We start from the raw sequence: 16,018 nt of genomic DNA, 5'->3' as shown, positions 1-16,018 counted from the left end.
CCCCCAGGCTAACCGAGGGACCGCCCCGGTCCCGCACGGGCGGGGCCGGGAGAGTGCCCGGGGCGGCACACGGCCCCGCCCCGGGCGGGGAGAGCGGGCCCCTACTCCGGAAAGTCCCCGGCCATCGCGGCGGCGATCCGCAGGTACGGAGCCGCCTCGGCGGCCCGGCCCTGGCGCTCCAGGGTCCGCCCGAGCATCAGCTGCGCGTAGTCCTCCACGGGCCAGCGCTCCAGAACGGCACGGAGCTCGCGCTCGGCCTTGGAGAGCTGGGCGGAGTGGTAGTAGGCACGGGCCAGCAGCAGCCGCGGAGCCAGCAGCTCGGGGGCCTCGGCCGCCACGCCGTGCAGGACACGGGCGGCGTTCGCGTACTCCTTCGCCTCGAAGAAGAGCCGGCCGCGGTCCCAGCGCTCGGCGGCGGTCCCGTGCTCCAGGTAGCCCTGCTGCCCGTCGATCGCGCCCATGACGTCCATCGGATCCCTTCGTCGCTCTGTCGGGCAGCTCAACACGCGGATCCGTACGCACATTCCCCTGACCCCGGCGGCCGCGCCGGGACTAAGTTGTGCGGTATGAGCAATCTCGATCGCCAGCCCGCTCTCTCCACCTGCGGCGGACGCGGGTTCGTCGTCGCCGAGCCCGTACGCGAGCTCCTGAGCCCGCGCACCGTCAAACTCGGCGGGTCCACCGAGGTCCGCCGCCTGCTGCCGAACCTGGGCCGCCGCATGGTCGGCGCCTGGTGCTTCGTCGACCACTACGGTCCCGACGACATCGCCGAGGAGCCGGGCATGCAGGTCGCGCCCCACCCGCACTCGGGGCTCCAGACCGTGAGCTGGCTCCACGAGGGCGAGGTGCTGCACCGCGACAGCGTCGGCAGCCTGGCGACGATCCGCCCGCGCGAACTCGGCCTGATGACCTCCGGCCGGGGCATCAGCCACTCCGAGGAGAGCCCGCGCCCGCACGCCCGCCTCCTGCACGGCGCGCAGCTGTGGGTGGCCCTCCCGGACGCGCACCGCGACGTGGACCCGCACTTCCAGCACCACGCGGACCTCCCGCAGGTCACCGCCCCGGGCCTGACGGCGACGGTCATCCTGGGCACCCTGGACGCGGCTACCTCGCCCGGAACCGCGTACAGCCCGATCGTCGGCGCGGACCTGGCCCTGGCGGCGGGCACGGAAACCCGCCTCCCGCTGGACCCGGACTTCGAGTACGCCGTCCTGTCGATGTCGGGCGAAGCCCACGTCGACGGCGTCCCCCTCCTCCCGGGCGCGATGCTCTACCTCGGCTGCGGCCGCACGGACCTCCCGCTGCGCGCGGTCTCGGACGCCGGCCTGATGCTGCTGGGCGGCGAGCCGTTCGAGGAGGAGATCGTGATGTTCTGGAACTGGATCGGGCGCTCCAACGAGGAGATCGTCCAGTTCCGCAAGGACTGGATGGAAGGCTCCCGGTACGGGGAGGTGAAGGGCTACGACGGCCCTCCGATTCCGGCCCCGGATCTGCCCTCCACTCGCCTGAAGCCCAGGGGAAGGCTGCGCTGAACCGCGCTGATGCCGCCAGGGGCGAGAAGGTCGGAGCGGCTGTCGTTTCGCTCCGCTTCCAGCCGCCTGGCGGGAGTCGGCGCGCTCTCCCGGTCGGCCTTCAGGCACGCCTCGGCTGAGAGCCCGCGAGCTGCTCGGCCAGTTCGCTCTCCTCGGCGGCCTCGAGCGAGGCCTTCAAAACCGTGCCGCCGTGCTGCCGCATGGCCTCGGTGAACCTCTCCTCCGAGACGATCAGGCCCATGATCGCCACGGCCGCCGACCCGGGCTTGAGGAGGTCTTGAACGCGTCGGCGGAATTCCTCATCGACACCTGATTTTCCGAGCTTCCCCAGCAGTCCGCCGACCGCCGCCCCGGCGACGAACCCGACGCCGGGCAGAAGGAACAGCACGCCGAAGACGATGCCCCACACCGCCCCGGCCGCGGCCGACGGACCGATGAGGCGGCTCGGCGTGTCCACGTGGGTCTCGCCCTGCGCATCCACCGACACCACCGCCAGCCCGCTCACGCTGACGACGTGGTCCCGGTGCAGCTCCTGCACGGTGGCGTAGGCGCGCCGAGCCGTCTCGGGATCCTCGTATCCGATCACCATCAGCTCCGACATGAACGCCTCCCGGTGTGGCGACAGGACCTCACCGCACGCTATGCCTCCGTGGGGGCTTCAGCATCCCGCCACCGCCGCGGGCGCCGGGCGACGAGCTCCGCCCCGGCTCTCCGGCACTCCGGCACTCCGGCACTCCGAAACGCGGAAACGCGGAAACGCGGGGAGGCGTCGTGGTCCGGAATGCCGATGGATGGCCGCCGTGACACGCTGAAACAGGGGATCATGCCGATCCCGGCACACGAGGTCGGCCGGCTCTGCGACCCATGGAGACCGAAATGGCCAGTGACGCCAGCAGACCCCGAGCAGGTAACTCACACCCGAGTCCCTGGCACGCGCCCGTATCCGGCACCACCGTCATGGCAGCAGCCTTCATGATCTTCGGTGGAGCGATGGCGATCTTCGAAGGGATCGCTGCCATCACCAAGGACACCGTGTTCCTCGCGACGCGCCACTACATCTTCGAGTTCAGCCTGGCGGGCTGGGGCTGGATCCACCTCATCCTGGGCATCATCCTCGTCTTCGCCGGCTGCGCCGTCATCAGCGGAGCCCTGTGGGCGCGCTATTTCGGTGTCTCCATCGCCGGGCTGGGCGCGATCGCCAACTTCCTGTGGCTGCCGTACTACCCCTTGTGGGCCCTGGTGCTCATCGCCATCAACCTTCTCGTCATCTGGGCGCTGTGCACGGGCATGCACCGAGAAGCAGACGCGGGCCTGACTGCCTGACCCGGCCGTACACGACGTCCAAGCCCCCGCACCCCACCGCCGGGCGGCCCGGCGGATCCGACGAGCCGCCCGGCGACGGTGCCCGGCCCGTCAGAAGGAGACGGCGTCGCGGATGAGCGGGCAGGTCATGCAGTGTCCGCCACCGCGCCCGCGCCCGAGTTCGGCGCCGACGATGGTGATGACCTCGACACCGGCCTTGCGCAGCAGCGTGTTCGTCTGCGTGTTGCGGTCGTACGTGAAGACCACGCCGGGCTCCAGGGCGACCGCGTTGTTGCCGCTGTCCCACTGCTGGCGCTCGGAGGCGTACACGTCCCCGCCGGTCTCGATGACCGTCAGCCGGGGCAGCCCGAGGCCCTTGGCCACGACGTCGACGAACGGGCTCGATCCCTCGTCCGTGATCTCGATGCCCATGGGCTTGTCGCTCGGGCGCAGGGAGAAGGTGTGCACCGCGTCCATGATCTTGGGATAGAGGGTGACGATGTCGCGGTCGGCGAACGTGAAGACGGTGTCGAGGTGCATGGCGGCCCGCAGCTTGGGCATGCCCGCGACGATGACGTGCTGGGCGGCGCCGTTCTTGAACAGGGAGGCGGCGACCTGCGTGATGGCCTGGCGTGAGGTGCGTTCGCTCATGCCCATCAGTACCACGCCGTTGCCGACCGGCATGATGTCGCCGCCCTCGAACGTGGCCTGTCCCCAGTTCTGTTCGGGATCTCCCCACCATACGGTGGAGGCCTTGAAGTCGGGGTGGAAGGTGTAGATCGCCTTCATCAGGAGGGTTTCGTCGTGCCGGGCGGGCCAATACAGCGGGTTCAGCGTGACGCCGCCGTAGAGCCAGCAGGTGGTGTCGCGGGTGTAGAGGGTGTTGGGGAGGGGCGGCATCAGGTACTCCCGCGCACCGGTCGCCTCGCGAGCGAGCGCCACGTAACCGGACCGGAAGTCGTCCGGCAGGTCGGCGGTCGACAACCCGCCGATCAGGAAGTCGGCCAGCTCACGCGGTGCGAGGGTCTCCAAGAAGGCCCTGGTGCCGTCGAGGAGGCCGAGGCCGACCTCGTTGGCGGTGATCTTCCGGTCGAGGAGCCAGGTCCTGGCCTCGGCGATGGCCATGGTCTCGGCGAGCAGGTCGTGCAGCTCGACGACCTCGACTCCGCGCTGGGTGAGCTTGTTGACGAAGTCCGCGTGATCGCGCTGGGCGTTCTCCACCCACATGACGTCGTCGAAGAGCAGGTCGTCCGCATTGGTGGGGGTCAAGCGGCGGTGCGCGAGCCCGGGTGCGCAGACCAGGACCTTGCGGAGCCTGCCGACCTCGGAGTGGACGCCGAAGGCGGGCCGGGGGGTGCTGTCGGTGCTCAACGCGTTGCGCCTTTCGTTGGATGGATCTCGGGGATCAGGTATCCCGATCGGGGATCGGGGGTCAGGTACGGATCACAGCTCGATCCAGCCCACGGCCAGAGCGAGCACTCCCACGAGAGCGCCGGCGATGGAGACGGCGCAGATGACGGCCTCGCCGGGGGAGAACAGGCGCCGGTTCTGCTCCCGCCGCGCCTTGACGAACAGGAACGTGGCCGGGGCGTAGAGGATGAAGGAGACCAGGACCAACTTGAGCCCGGCGGCGAAGAGAAGGAACGCCGTGTACAGCGTGGCGACCACCGCGATCACCAGCTCCCCGCGCGTGCTCCGCCCGACGGTCTCCTCGCGGCCCGGCCCGGAGGCGACCTTCACGGCGAAGGCCGCGGCGAGCAGGAAGGGGATCAGGCTCAGCGCGCTGGTGAGGTCGAGCGCGAAGTTGAACGCGTCCTCGGAGAACATCGTGACGACCAGGACGACCTGGCTCAGGGACGTGGTCATCAACAGCGCGGGAACCGGCACGTCCTCAGAGGTGGCCCGCCCCAGGAAGCGGGGCATGTCCTTGTCCTTCGCGGCGACGAAGAGCACTTCCGCGGCCATGAGCGTCCAGGCCAGATAGGCGCCGAGGACGGAGACGATCAGGCCGACGCTGACGAAGACCTTGCCCCAGGTGCCGACCGCGTGCTCCAGGACACCGGCCATGGAGGGCTGGCGCAGCTCGGCGATCTCGGCCATCGGCATGATCCCGTAGGACACGATGGTGACCGAGGCGAAGACGGCGAAGACGCTGAGGAATCCCAGGACGGTGGCGCGGCCGACGTCCTCGCGCCGCTTGGCGTGCCGGGAGTAGACGCTCGCCCCCTCGACACCGAGGAAGACGAAGACGGTGGCCAGCATCGTCCCGCGGACCTGGTTGAACAGTGAACCGGCGTAGTCGGCGCCGCCCCAGTTGGCCGCGAAGACGTCCGTGTCGAGGCAGAACAGCGCGAGGACGACGAAGACGAGGATGGGCACGATCTTCGCCACGGTCACGATCTTGTTGATCGCGGCCGCCTCTTTGACTCCGCGGCGGATCAGCAGGAAGAACGCCCACAAGCCGACCGAGGAGAGGATGACGGCGAGGATGGTGTCCCCGTCGCCGAGCGCGGGCCAGATCGCGCCGATCGTCGACATGATGAGCACCCAGTAGGTGACGTTGCCGACGCATGCGCTCGCCCAGTAGCCGAAAGCGGAGAAGAATCCGAGGTACTCCCCGAATCCGGCCTTGGCGTAGGCGTACACGCCCGCGTCGAGGTCGGGCCTGCGTACCGCGAGGGTCTGGAACACGAACGCGAGCATCAGCATGCCCGTACCGGCGATCGCCCAGGCGATCAGGGCGCCCGCGACCCCCGTCTCCTGGGCGAAGCGGCGCGGTAGGGAGAACACCCCGGCGCCGACCATCGAGCCGACCACCATCGCGGTCAGTGTCAGCAGCGTCAGCTTGACGGCCGGCCGGCCTGCGGTGGTCGCCGCCGCGTCGTTGGTCTCGGCGTTGCTCATGGCTTCCTTCGTCTCTACGACTCTCGGTGGTGGGGGCTGCCGGCTACGGGCCGATGGAGGCCCCGGACCCGGACCCGCCCTCGGAGCCGGTCACTGACCCGGCCTCGGGCGGTGCGACTTTCTCGATCTTGAACCCGGTGATGCCGTAGAGGACGCTCAGGGCCGGGCTGGCGTAGTTGAAGATCGCGAACGGGGCGTAGGTCAGGGTGGGGACGCCGAGCACCGCTCCCATGAACGCGCCGCAGGAGTTCCACGGGACGAGCGCGGAGGTGACCGTGCCGCTGTCGGCGCAGAGACGGGACAGGTTCGTCGGCGCGAGCCCGCGCCTCTCGAACTCCAGACGGAACACCCGCGAGGGCAGAACGAGGGCGATGTACTGGTCACCGGCGACGACGTTCAGGCCGAAGGCGCAGGCGAACACGGTGAGGAACAGGCGGCCGGTGCTCTTCGCCGAGCGGATCAGTGGGTCCACGAGCCGGGCGATGAGGCCGAACTCCTCCAGCACGGCACCGAAGGTGACCGCACCGATGATCAGCCAGAGGGTGAGGAGCATGCTGTCCATGCCGCCGCGTGAGAGCAGTTGGTCGATCAGCGGGATGCCGGACTGAATGGAGAATCCGTTCGCCATGGCGAGCCAGATGCCCTTCAGCGACTCGAGCACGACGTCTCCGGACCCGGCGACGAAGTCCCGCATCACGGAGGGCTGCAGGAACGCGCCGAGCACGCCCGCGAAGATGGCCGAGCCGATGAGGGCGAGCGAAGCGGGCACCTTCTTGACCGACAGGAAGGCCAGGAGGACGAGAGGCAGAAGGTTCAAGGGAGTGATGTGGTAGATGTCGCCGAGGCGGGCGAGCTCGATGTCCTCTCCCACCGGGTTGACCACGTCGGCACTCTTGACCAGGCCGATCACCAGGAAGACTGCGAAGGCGATGACGAACGCGGGCAACGACGTCCACGCCTGGCGTTTGATGTGCTCGTGGACGTCGACCTTCACCATCTGGGCGGTCAGAACCGTCGTCTCCGACAGTGGGGAGAGTTTGTCTCCGAGGTACGCGCCCGAGATCACCGCGCCGGCTGTGATCGCTGTGGACACGCCGAGCATGTCCGCGACTCCGACCAACCCCACGCCGATCGTGCCCGCGGTCGTCCAGGAACTCCCGATGCTCAGGGCGATGGCGCCGCAGATGACGGCCGTGGCCGCGTAGTACCAACTCGGTGAGAGCGCTTGGATGCCGTAGTACACCAAGGTCGGGATCGTCCCGGAAAGGTTCCACACCCCGATCAGGGCGCCCACCGCCAGGAGGATGAACACCGCGCTGGTGATCGAGGAAAGGGCGCGCTGACCCGCCTGCTGCACCGCGCTCCACGGATGGCCGTTCTTCATCGCCACCAGCGCCGCGGCCATCGCACACAGCACCAGGGCCACCTGGATCGGCCCGTCCAGTGCGTCGAGCCCGAACAGGGCCAGCGACCCGGCGACCAGTACGGCCAGCACCACGAGGGGCACGATCGAGTCGAGCAGGGACGGCTCGCGCACCGGAGGACCCGGCGCTTCGCCTTCTTCCTCGTCCCGCATCCCAGCCCCGTTCACGCATGGGCCGCGACGCCGTAGCCCTCCGAGATGTGGAATATAGCCTCATATCGGTGGATATCGCGTAGCTGAGTGAGTGTCGCGACCTGACGGCGTCCGCTCCGAGGGGCGCACTTGGCAACGTCCTCCAACGGCACACCCAGGCCGGTGGTCTTGTCCGGCGCCGTGTCCGGTCGGCCCTGTGCGGGTCGATGGGCAGCCCCGGGGCCTGGCCGTTGACCTTGCCCCGAAGGTAGGCCGGATTGCGACATTTGGAGTACTGGCGACATGTCATGACTGATGATCAGATATAACTACGCATACAACGTTCCTCGCAGCTCGATCAGGGACACTCCCTGATCGGGTCGTTCGAGGAGGATCCATGCAGCACTTCGCCGTTCGCGGGAATCCGCGTGTGGGGAGCGTCCGGGGGTACGTGTCGAAGCACGGTGTTCGGAAAGCATCGTGCACGGTATTCGCTGCGGCTGCGGCTGCGGCTGCGGCTGCCGCTGCCGCAGCCGTTCTGACGCCGTCCGTCGCCTTGGCGGCTCCTGCCGCGCCCGGCACGTACGCATACGTCGCCAACACGGGCCAGGACAAGGTCCGGGTGTTCGACACCGCCACCAACGCCCTCGTGACGAGCATCGACACCGGAGCGTTCAGCGGGCCCCTGCAGGTCGCCGTTGCCCGAAACGGCAAGAAGGTCTACGTGACGGAGCGGGACTCGGGCGCCGTGTCGGCGATCGACGCCCTCACCAACACCGTGGTGGCCGAAATCCCCACGGGGAACGGCACTCCGGAGAGCGTGGCCATCTCGCCGGACGACAGTCGCGCCTATGTCACCGTGGAGGGGAACGGACTGGCCAACCGTGTGGTGGCGATCAACTCCGCCACCCATGCCGTCGTGGGCACCCTCGAGACGGGGGCGGACACGCTCCCGAACGGGCTGGCGGTATCCCCGGACGGTAAGCGCCTCTACGTCGCCTACCGGGGCGCAGGTGTGGTGGCAGTGATCGACTCCGCCACCATGACGCTCATCACGACGGTGGACGTCGGACCGAGCGCACCGCGAAAGGTGGCCATCTCGCCGAGCGGCGCGCGTGTCTACGTCACCGAGAACACCTCGGGCGAGGTTTCGGTCATCGACACCGCCACCAACACGGTCGTGGTGCCGATTCCGGTCAACCAGGGACTGGACGGCGTGGAGGTCTCGCCGGACGGAAAGCGCGTCTACGTCGCCGACCGGAACAACGCCCGGGTGTCGGTCATCGATGCCGCCACGAACAGCGTCGTCACTTCCATCCCCACCTCCGGGGATCCCGCGGAAATGGCGGTTTCCCCCACCGGAGCCCGGCTGTACGTCAGCCACCCCAATGGCGCGCACGCGGTATCCGTCATCGACCTCGCCACCAACTCCGTCTCCGCGACCATCGACAGTCCCGAAGGCGCGCTCATCGGAATCGACCTGGGCTCGGTGCCGGGGACCTCAAAGGTGTCCTGCCCGGCCGGCAGCGTACTGACGGGCGGCGGCTTCGGATCCAGCGGTCCCGCACCGGATCAGCTCGTCAGCAGGCCGGTACCCGGCACCAACGACTGGGAGGTGAACGGGCAGAACAGGACGCGGGACGACGTCACCCTCACCCCGTATGCCGTCTGTGCCACGCCATGACGACCTCGCGACGCCCCGAAGGCGGCCGCCGACCGCCCACGGGCCCGGGGTCCACTTCCAGCGGACAATGATCAGGAGTAAGCGCATGCCGTCTGAAAGCACAGCAGCGACGCGGCGGAGCGGTCCGCCACGCCGGACCGGATGGGTCGCCGGAGCCGTTGTCTCGCTCGCCCTCACGGGGGCCGGTTTCGCGGCGCCCGCAGCCGCCGCCACCCCGCAGGACCCGTCGGACGCGCAGTACCTGACGGTGAATCCCCCTCCGCAGTACGACGAATGCGCCGAGGGGCGGCCATGGGACGAGTCGTGCGAGCCCCACCCCGGAGAGCCTCCGTTTCCTCCCGGACCTCCCGGACCGGCTGGACCCTCCGGGTCTCCCGGACCGGCTGGAGCCCCCGGTCCTCCGGGAGCCCAGGGCGCTCCGGGGGTCCCCGGCCCGGCCGGCACCCCGGGATCAGCCGGGCCCGCCGGACCCCAGGGAGTAGCCGGACCTGCGGGCCCTCCTGGTTCCCCCGGACGCGTTTTCACCCTCGTCGTCACGGGCCAGCCCGTCGTGATCCCCGCGGCCCCGTAGCGGCACCGGGCCCCGCGCGGGTTGCCGCGCCGCACGGCCGGCACGACCACGTGCTGCCGGCCGCGCGGCGCACCTGGCGGCACGAAACCACGGGCGGGAGCGGCTTTGGCGACAGGCACACGGAGCGGTTGCCGCGGCCGGTCGGGCCGTTGGGGGGCGACGACCGTACCGAACCGTGACGTGAGCCGTCGGCGCCGTGCGTGTCAGCCGTGGCGCAGAGAGGCCAGCAGTCCTTCCGGGAGGTACTCCGCGTGGGCGTCGGCCACCGCCGCCGGGTCGGCGGGCCGGTCGAGAGGGCGTTGTTCGGGCCGGCGCGGCAGCGACACGGGCTCGGCGCTTCCGAGTCGCAGGGCGACGTCCTCGCGCAGCTTCGGCAGCAGCGCGTAGAGCGTGTCACCGGGACACGCGGTGCTGTTGAAGTCCCGGTGCCCGTAGATCTCGGAGGCCGGTACGTCGTACTGGCGGCACACGCGGGCGCACAGGTCGGCCAGGACGGAGAACTGCGCCGGCGGAGGCTGCACCGTCATGTAGGTGCCCTCGTTCTCGATGCCGATGGCCACGCTGTTCTGGCCGACGCAGTGGGCGCCCCGTACCGTCTGGGCCCCGGCGTCCAGCGCGGCGAGGCTGTGGTGCCGCCCCTCGAGGACGAAGGCACCCCTGCTGATGGTGAAGTGCTGGCCGGTGTCGATCCAGCCCTGCATGTCCATGTGGTACGTCTGGATGGCACGGGCGAGCTGGAGGGCCCGCTCCCGCGAGTAGTCCGTGACGTTGGCCGTGGCCGTGTGGTGGATGATGATCTTCTCGGGCCGCGAGGCGAGCAGTACGACGGGTTCGGACGCCTCGCGGGCGCCCCAGCCGGCGCAGTCGGTGATCTCGGGTGCCGGGTGGCCGTCACGGCGCTGGAATCCCCGGGGACCGGTGGAGGCCCTGGCCGGGGAGGCGGCGGCGGTGGGCAAGATGGAGGCGGCTCCGACCGCGAGCGCGGCGGATACGAGCGCCCTGCGGGTGAGCCGGGAGTGCGGTGTGAAGGTCATGGAGCAGCCGTTCCGGTGGGGGGAGACGTCCCATGGAACGAGGCGGGGCCCCCCGGGGGCACGCAGGCGCTCCGGGGACGCGGTCCGTTGGCCCTTTGGGAGGACGGCGAGTCGGCCGCACGGTGTAGGGCGGCTCCTCTGCCCGGCCTCCCGGCCGGCCGGGCCACGGCCGACGCAGGTCGTGGCCCGGCCCAGGGCCCGGAGTCGTCACCTGCCGTCGGACAGGCGGTGGAAGTCGACGGAGACGAAGTTCGGAGTGCGGTCCCGCCTGCTGGGTCTGATCGGCGAGAAGCTCGACCCGCACGGCCCGTTCTGGGACTGGGTGCGCGGCCTCGACCTCGACATCATCGGCTACCCCATCACCTCATCGTGGGCCTCAGCCAGAAGATCTGGGGTTCGGGCGGCGAGCCGGGCGAGGGCTTCGGCGGTGGGGGTGTGGGGCGCGGGTTGATAGACGACGAGTTGTTGGCCCGGGGCGGCGCGGACGTCGAAGGACTGGTAGGTCACGGTCAGGGGGCCGGCCGACGGGTGGTGCAGGCGCTTGGTGTCCTGGGTTTTGCCCAGGACCTCGTGGGCGGTCCAGAGGCGGGCGAATTCCGGACTGTGGGCGGTGAGGGTGTGGACGAGGGAGCGCAGGCGCGGGTCGTTCGGTGTCGTGCCGGCGGTCTGCCGCAGGTGGGCCGCGGTGGTCCGGGCGGTGGAGGTCCAGTCGGTGTAGAAGCGCCGGCCCGCGGGGTCGAGGAAGACCATGCGCGCCAGGTTGTCCGCCGGCGCGAACGGTGAATGCAGGGCATCGGCGCGGGGGTTGGCGGCCAGGATGTCCAGGGTGGCGTTGATGACGAACGCCGGGTCGTCCGAGAAGCCGTCCAGGAGCCGCTGCAGGGCTGGGCTGATCCGGTCGGTGGCCGGCCGGTCGGCCGGGGGTGTGCCGGCCAGGCGGTGCAGGTGGGCGTGGGTGTCGGGAGTCAGACGAAGGGCCCGGCCGAGCGCGTCGAGGACTTGGGGCGAGGGACGGCGTTCGCGGCCCTGCTCCAGCCGGGCGTAGTAGTCCGCGTTCACTCCGGCCAGGTCGGCGACCTCTTCGCGGCGCAGGCCGACGACCCTGCGTACGCCGTGGCTCACCAGGCCGACGTCCCGCGGGCCCAGGGCCGCCCTGCGCGCGCGGAGGAACTCTCCGAGGAGATTGCCGGGGGCGGGCACAGGCGTGGGCACAGGCACGGGCACTGGCGCGGGAACGGTCGCGGGCATGCCCACACGCTAGGGGGTGGGGGCGTGCGATGCCTGGGTGCGGTGCGTCCTGGTTGGCCGGCCGCCGCTTGCACAGACTCGGTCCGGCGGAGTGATCCGCTTCGAACGAGGAGCGAGGAGCAGGACGGGTATGAGTACCGAAGCCAAGGTAGTGGTCATCACCGGGGCCAGCAGCGGGATCGGGGAGGCGACGGCCCGGCGGCTCGCTGCCGACGGCCACCGGCTATTCCTGGGCGCACGGCGCAGCGACCGGCTCGACGCCCTGAGCCGGGAGATCACCGAGGCAGGTGGCACCGCGGCCTTCCGGCGGCTGGATGTCACCGACGCCACCGATGTACGGGCCTTCGTGGCTGCCGCCCGGGAGCAGTACGGGCGAGTCGACGTGATGGTCAACAACGCCGGGGTGATGCCGCTCTCACCGCTGGACGCGCTGAAGGTCGACGAGTGGGACCGGATGATCGACGTGAACGTGCGGGGTGTGCTGCACGGGATCGCCGCTGCCCTGCCCGTGATGCGGGCCCAGGGCGGCGGGCACTTCGTGAACGTCGCCTCCGTCGGCGCGTACGAGGTGTCGCCCACCGCGGCCGTGTACTGCGCGACCAAGTTCGCCGTCCGCGCCATTTCCGAAGGGTTGCGCCAGGAGTCGGACGGCACCGTCCGGGTCACTCTGGTCTCTCCGGGCGTGACCGAGTCCGAGCTGGCCGAGGGGATCTCCGATCCTGTCGCGAGGGAGGCCATGAAGGCCTATCGCGCCGTGGCGCTGCCGGCGTCCGCCATCGCCGAGGCCATCGCTTACGCCATCGCCCAGCCGGCGGAGGTCGACGTCAACGAGATCGTCGTACGTCCCGCCGCCAGTGCCCGGTGACCGCCGGGAAGTACGGGTACGGGTACAGGTACGGGTGGGAGGACCTGCTGCACCGCTTGGACCGGATGCCGGGCGAGGACGCCGTGTGGGCCGCGCCCGTTCGTCGCGTCCCACGACCCCCGGCGGGGACCGCCGGGGGCCTCTCGGGGTCGCTCAGCGCACGGCGGTGGTCCTGCTCGGCGCGTGGACCAGTCTGGTGTACCCCTCCGTGAGAGCGGTCGTCGTCCGGCCCACCGTGAACCCGTTCGAGTCGATGGCACGGACGGGCTGAACCTCGTAGGCGGTGCCCGTGAGGAAACACTCGTCGAATCCGCCGAGTTCCTCGGGACGGATGTGGCGCTCCACCACGCGGATTCCGAGTTCGCGCGCCAGACCGAGCACGGTCTCCCGGGTGATGCCCGCGAGGAAGCAGTCCGCGAGGGGGGTGTGCAGTTCATCCCCGGCCACGAAGAAGATGTTGGCTCCCGTGGCCTCGGCGACGTGGCCGCGGTAGTCGAGGAGCAGCGCGTCGTCGAAGCCGGCGGCGTCGGCGGCGTCCCGGGCCAGGGTGCAGATGTTGTACAAGGAGGCCGCTTTGGCCCGGACGGGCGCGGTGTCCGGATGGGGGCGCCGCCAGCGGGAGGTGCCCAGGCGTATGCCCGCGTTCTTGGCGTCGGCCGAGAAGACGTGCGGCCACTCCCACGTGGCGATCGCCACGTGGACGGAGACGCCGGCGCCGGCCACGCTGATCCGCTCGCTGCCGCGCCATGCCACCGGCCGGACGTATCCGTCGCGGATGCCTTGTCTGCCGACGAGTTCGAGCGTCGCCTCGTCCAGCTCGGCGACGGAGAAGGGGAGGCGGAAACCCAGTTCGAGCGCCGACTCGTGCAGCCGCTGCGAGTGCTCGGTCAGTTTGAAGACGCGACCGTCGTAGACCCGTTCGCCCTCGAAGACCCCACCGCCGTAGTGGAGCCCGTGGCTGAGCACGTGCAGGCGGGCGTCCCGCCAGGGTACGAAGCGACCGTCGAGCCAGATGTGCCCGTCGCGGTCGTCGAGAGCCGCAACGGTCACTGCCGCTCCTCCACGGGTGCGTAGTCGATGCGGACGGTCCGTTCGATGGTGTGGTGGAACTCCTCGGCGTCTTCGGCGCTGGGGTGGTGCGACAGGACGAACGCCGGATAGCCGGTGAATTCCGGATAGGGCCGTACGACGTCGCCCGGGTGCAGCATCTGGAGAACGTGGTCCACCCGGGGGTCCTCGGCCAGTTCGTCGAGGCCGTGGATGGCCGTGATCCGTCCGGAGCCGCCGCAGGGCACGATGTAGTTGGCCGCGGCCCCGGTCGCCCGGGCGGGCTGCGCCGGCGGCCCGGGCAGGGGGGAGGGGGCGAGCCCCGCGGCGATGCGCAGTGCGTCCGCCGCCAGGTCGGCCCCGGTGACGTGCGCGGCGATGTAGTGGGAAACGCCGGAGCCGCCGACCCGGGCGCCGAGTTCCAGCAGGTAAGGACGTCCGCCCTCGCGCAGCCGCAGTTCGGTGTGGGTCGGGCCGTCGGTGACTCCGAGGGCGGCGTGGGCGGCGACGACCTCGCGCACCAGGTCTTCCTGCACGTGGGGTGCGAGCTGGGCCGGGGCCCGGTAGACGCCCTCTTCGAAGTGCGGGCCGACCGGCTGGCCCTTGTAGCCGATGGACAGCACCTGCACCTCGCCGCGGTGGGCGAGGGACTCCACGGCGAATTCGGGGCCGTCCAGGTACTCCTCCACGACCAGACCCGCGACGTGGCTCAGGTTGTCCCGGCAGATCTGCCAGACCTCTTCGACGACGGCACGGAGCTGCCGCGGGTCATCGGCCTTGGTCACGCCGAGGCTGGAGAAGCCGTTGGCCGGCTTGACCACCACCGGAAACGTGAGGCGGGCGGCGTCGGCCCAGTCGTCCGGGTCGTCGAGGACGACGAAGTCCGGTACGTTCAGGCCCGCTTCGGCCAGCCGCCGACGCATGATCCGTTTGTCCTGTACGGCCCTTGCCGTCTCGCTGCCGAGACCTGGCAGGCCGAGCGCTTCGGCCGCGTCGGCGACGAAGGGCACCGCGGGGTCGTACAGCGTCGTGATGCCGTCGAACGGAGCGTTCTCGTGGCGTTCCCGCAGGATGCCCAGCGCCTTGGCCGGATCACCTTCCACGTCCAGAGGGAGCACCTCCACCACGCCGGGAGGCAGCCGGTCCGGGGACACGGACTCGTCGGGTCGCGGGACCAGCACGAGGTCGATGCCGGCCCGCTGCGCGCCTTCGAAGATCCAGGGCAGTGAAAGCCGCTGGTAGACCAGGACGACGACGGGGCGTGGGGGGTGAGGAGGGGTCACGGTGTACTTCTTTCGGGCTCGGTTGGGATCGGCGGCTGGGTGGGCTCGGTGGGATCGGCGGGCTCGGGGGCCGGTACGCGGACCGGTACGACCGTCATCCACACCCCCGCCGAGCACAGTGCGAGGAAGAGGAGGGAGGCGGGTCCCGGGGCGTCCGCCGCACCCCGCGCCCACTCGCCCAGACGCACCAGGAACGGCACCACCAGCGCGACGGAGGAAGTGAACAAGGGGCCCTTGCGCAGGATGAGTTCATGGGAGATGACGAAGACGGGCGCGGTGAGCAGCGCACCGAGCACCGCCACTCCGGCCCACTGGGCCGCGCTGATGGCGCCGAGCGGTACCCATACGGCCGCGGTCAGTCCGAGCATGACCGTGGCCGCGCCGGTGACCGCCGGAAGGGCGGCGAGCGGTGGGACGTCGGCCATGTGCTTGCGGTAGACGTAGCCGTACAGGGCGTACGCGAACGTCCCGGCCAGGGCGAGGCAGACCCCGGACGCGAGCGGGTCGGTTCCGCCGCCGGTGCTCGCCGGGCCGTCGTCCAGCGCATAGCCCAGGGCCGCCGCCACGGCGAGCACGGTGCCCAGGACCCGGCGGATGCCCGCCTGTTCGCGGAAGGCGACGATGCCGATCACGAAGGTGATGCAAGGCAGGAGGGACACCACGAGACCGACCCGGGAGGCGCCGATCCGGTCGACGCCGAGCAGCGTTCCCGTGTAGTACGCGAAGAAGCCCAGGAACGCCAGCAGCACGACGGCCCGGTGCCGGCCGCCGGTGAGCCGTATCGCCGCCCACGTCCGCGGCCGCAGCGCGGCGATCGCGCCGATGACGAGGAAGCTCGCCGCCGTGCGGCCGGCCGCTACGGCCAGGGGCGGGGTGTCGCTGACCAGCTTGCCGGAGACCACCCAGCCCGTGGCCAGGAGCAGGACCATGAGGCAGGACAGGACCGGGGTGCCGAGGCGGGCGCTCCAACGACTCTCACCGTCATGACGCACG

14 protein-coding genes are annotated in these 16,018 nt (G+C 70.5%); 4 read left to right on the top strand and 10 right to left on the bottom strand.

Features of this window, described 5'->3' with window-relative positions; all coding sequences use genetic code 11:
• Positions 1-101 precede the first annotated feature (101 nt).
• Positions 102-461, bottom strand: a complete 360-nt coding sequence (locus ACFYYB_RS02640; RefSeq protein WP_389432822.1) for a tetratricopeptide repeat protein — start codon at positions 459-461, stop codon at positions 102-104.
• Positions 462-566: 105 nt separating this feature from the next.
• Here ACFYYB_RS02640 and ACFYYB_RS02635 point away from each other — a divergent pair, with 105 nt between their 5' ends.
• Positions 567-1,532, top strand: coding sequence for a pirin family protein (locus ACFYYB_RS02635; RefSeq protein WP_389432821.1), 966 nt, complete (start codon positions 567-569; stop codon positions 1,530-1,532).
• Positions 1,533-1,632: 100 nt separating this feature from the next.
• On the opposite strand, the gene ACFYYB_RS02630 is transcribed toward ACFYYB_RS02635, so the two are convergent.
• A complete protein-coding gene (locus ACFYYB_RS02630) occupies positions 1,633-2,133 on the bottom strand; it encodes a DUF1269 domain-containing protein (protein WP_389432820.1) in 501 nt (166 codons plus the stop codon).
• Positions 2,134-2,408: 275 nt separating this feature from the next.
• Between ACFYYB_RS02630 and ACFYYB_RS02625 the strand changes: the two genes are divergently transcribed.
• A complete protein-coding gene (locus tag ACFYYB_RS02625) occupies positions 2,409-2,855 on the top strand; it encodes a hypothetical protein (protein ID WP_389432819.1) in 447 nt (148 codons plus the stop codon).
• Positions 2,856-2,945: 90 nt separating this feature from the next.
• Here ACFYYB_RS02625 and ACFYYB_RS02620 read toward each other — a convergent pair whose 3' ends face one another.
• The 3 genes from ACFYYB_RS02620 to nhaC form a co-directional block, all read right to left on the bottom strand.
• Positions 2,946-4,205 (bottom strand): arginine deiminase, encoded by a 1,260-nt coding sequence (locus ACFYYB_RS02620; protein ID WP_389432818.1) that lies wholly within the window; start codon positions 4,203-4,205, stop codon positions 2,946-2,948.
• A 72-nt stretch (positions 4,206-4,277) separates the two neighbouring features.
• Positions 4,278-5,738: a basic amino acid/polyamine antiporter gene (locus tag ACFYYB_RS02615; protein WP_389432817.1), complete on the bottom strand. Its 1,461-nt coding sequence runs from the start codon at positions 5,736-5,738 to the stop codon at positions 4,278-4,280.
• A 43-nt stretch (positions 5,739-5,781) separates the two neighbouring features.
• Positions 5,782-7,275: a Na+/H+ antiporter NhaC gene (nhaC, locus tag ACFYYB_RS02610; protein WP_389432816.1), complete on the bottom strand. Its 1,494-nt coding sequence runs from the start codon at positions 7,273-7,275 to the stop codon at positions 5,782-5,784.
• 574 nt (positions 7,276-7,849) lie between these two features.
• Between nhaC and ACFYYB_RS02605 the strand changes: the two genes are divergently transcribed.
• Positions 7,850-8,977 carry a beta-propeller fold lactonase family protein gene (locus ACFYYB_RS02605; RefSeq protein ID WP_389432815.1) on the top strand — a complete coding sequence of 376 codons (1,128 nt, stop codon included), beginning with the start codon at positions 7,850-7,852 and terminating at the stop codon, positions 8,975-8,977.
• Between the two features lie 774 nt (positions 8,978-9,751).
• Here the strand turns inward: ACFYYB_RS02605 and ACFYYB_RS02600 are convergent.
• On the bottom strand, positions 9,752-10,582 hold the full coding sequence (locus tag ACFYYB_RS02600) for a peptidoglycan recognition family protein (RefSeq protein WP_389432814.1): 831 nt from the start codon (positions 10,580-10,582) through the stop codon (positions 9,752-9,754).
• A 351-nt stretch (positions 10,583-10,933) separates the two neighbouring features.
• Positions 10,934-11,830 (bottom strand): helix-turn-helix transcriptional regulator, encoded by an 897-nt coding sequence (locus ACFYYB_RS02595; RefSeq protein WP_389432813.1) that lies wholly within the window; start codon positions 11,828-11,830, stop codon positions 10,934-10,936.
• 130 nt (positions 11,831-11,960) lie between these two features.
• On the opposite strand from ACFYYB_RS02595, the gene ACFYYB_RS02590 reads away from it, so the two are divergent.
• Positions 11,961-12,695 carry an SDR family oxidoreductase gene (locus tag ACFYYB_RS02590; protein ID WP_389432812.1) on the top strand — a complete coding sequence of 245 codons (735 nt, stop codon included), beginning with the start codon at positions 11,961-11,963 and terminating at the stop codon, positions 12,693-12,695.
• A 153-nt stretch (positions 12,696-12,848) separates the two neighbouring features.
• Here ACFYYB_RS02590 and ACFYYB_RS02585 read toward each other — a convergent pair whose 3' ends face one another.
• Genes ACFYYB_RS02585 through ACFYYB_RS02575 form a run of 3 tightly spaced genes read right to left on the bottom strand, consistent with a single transcriptional unit; the run spans position 12,849 to position 16,017 of the window.
• Positions 12,849-13,745 (bottom strand): branched-chain amino acid aminotransferase, encoded by an 897-nt coding sequence (locus ACFYYB_RS02585; RefSeq protein ID WP_389432811.1) that lies wholly within the window; start codon positions 13,743-13,745, stop codon positions 12,849-12,851.
• The gene (locus ACFYYB_RS02580) at positions 13,742-15,025 is read right to left on the bottom strand and encodes an ATP-grasp domain-containing protein (protein WP_389432810.1); all 1,284 of its coding nucleotides are present in this window, start codon (positions 15,023-15,025) and stop codon (positions 13,742-13,744) included. Before ACFYYB_RS02580 ends, ACFYYB_RS02585 begins: the two co-directional genes overlap by 4 nt.
• Positions 15,022-16,017: a DMT family transporter gene (locus ACFYYB_RS02575; RefSeq protein WP_389432809.1), complete on the bottom strand. Its 996-nt coding sequence runs from the start codon at positions 16,015-16,017 to the stop codon at positions 15,022-15,024. Before ACFYYB_RS02575 ends, ACFYYB_RS02580 begins: the two co-directional genes overlap by 4 nt.
• Position 16,018: the final 1 nt, after the last annotated feature.

Origin of the sequence: Streptomyces sp. NPDC002886 (assembly GCF_042888445.1) — a bacterium.
Taxonomy (GTDB): domain Bacteria; phylum Actinomycetota; class Actinomycetes; order Streptomycetales; family Streptomycetaceae; genus Streptomyces.
This window is presented reverse-complemented; position numbering and strand designations above follow the sequence as displayed.

Coding starts and splice junctions, on each gene's coding strand:
- ACFYYB_RS02640 (WP_389432822.1), bottom strand. CDS start 461: ATGGGCGCGATCGACGGGCAGCAGGGCTACCTGGAGCACGGGACCGCC.
- ACFYYB_RS02600 (WP_389432814.1), bottom strand. CDS start 10,582: ATGACCTTCACACCGCACTCCCGGCTCACCCGCAGGGCGCTCGTATCC.
- ACFYYB_RS02625 (WP_389432819.1), top strand. CDS start 2,409: ATGGCCAGTGACGCCAGCAGACCCCGAGCAGGTAACTCACACCCGAGT.
- ACFYYB_RS02595 (WP_389432813.1), bottom strand. CDS start 11,830: ATGCCCGCGACCGTTCCCGCGCCAGTGCCCGTGCCTGTGCCCACGCCT.
- ACFYYB_RS02590 (WP_389432812.1), top strand. CDS start 11,961: ATGAGTACCGAAGCCAAGGTAGTGGTCATCACCGGGGCCAGCAGCGGG.
- ACFYYB_RS02615 (WP_389432817.1), bottom strand. CDS start 5,738: ATGAGCAACGCCGAGACCAACGACGCGGCGGCGACCACCGCAGGCCGG.
- ACFYYB_RS02630 (WP_389432820.1), bottom strand. CDS start 2,133: ATGTCGGAGCTGATGGTGATCGGATACGAGGATCCCGAGACGGCTCGG.
- ACFYYB_RS02635 (WP_389432821.1), top strand. CDS start 567: ATGAGCAATCTCGATCGCCAGCCCGCTCTCTCCACCTGCGGCGGACGC.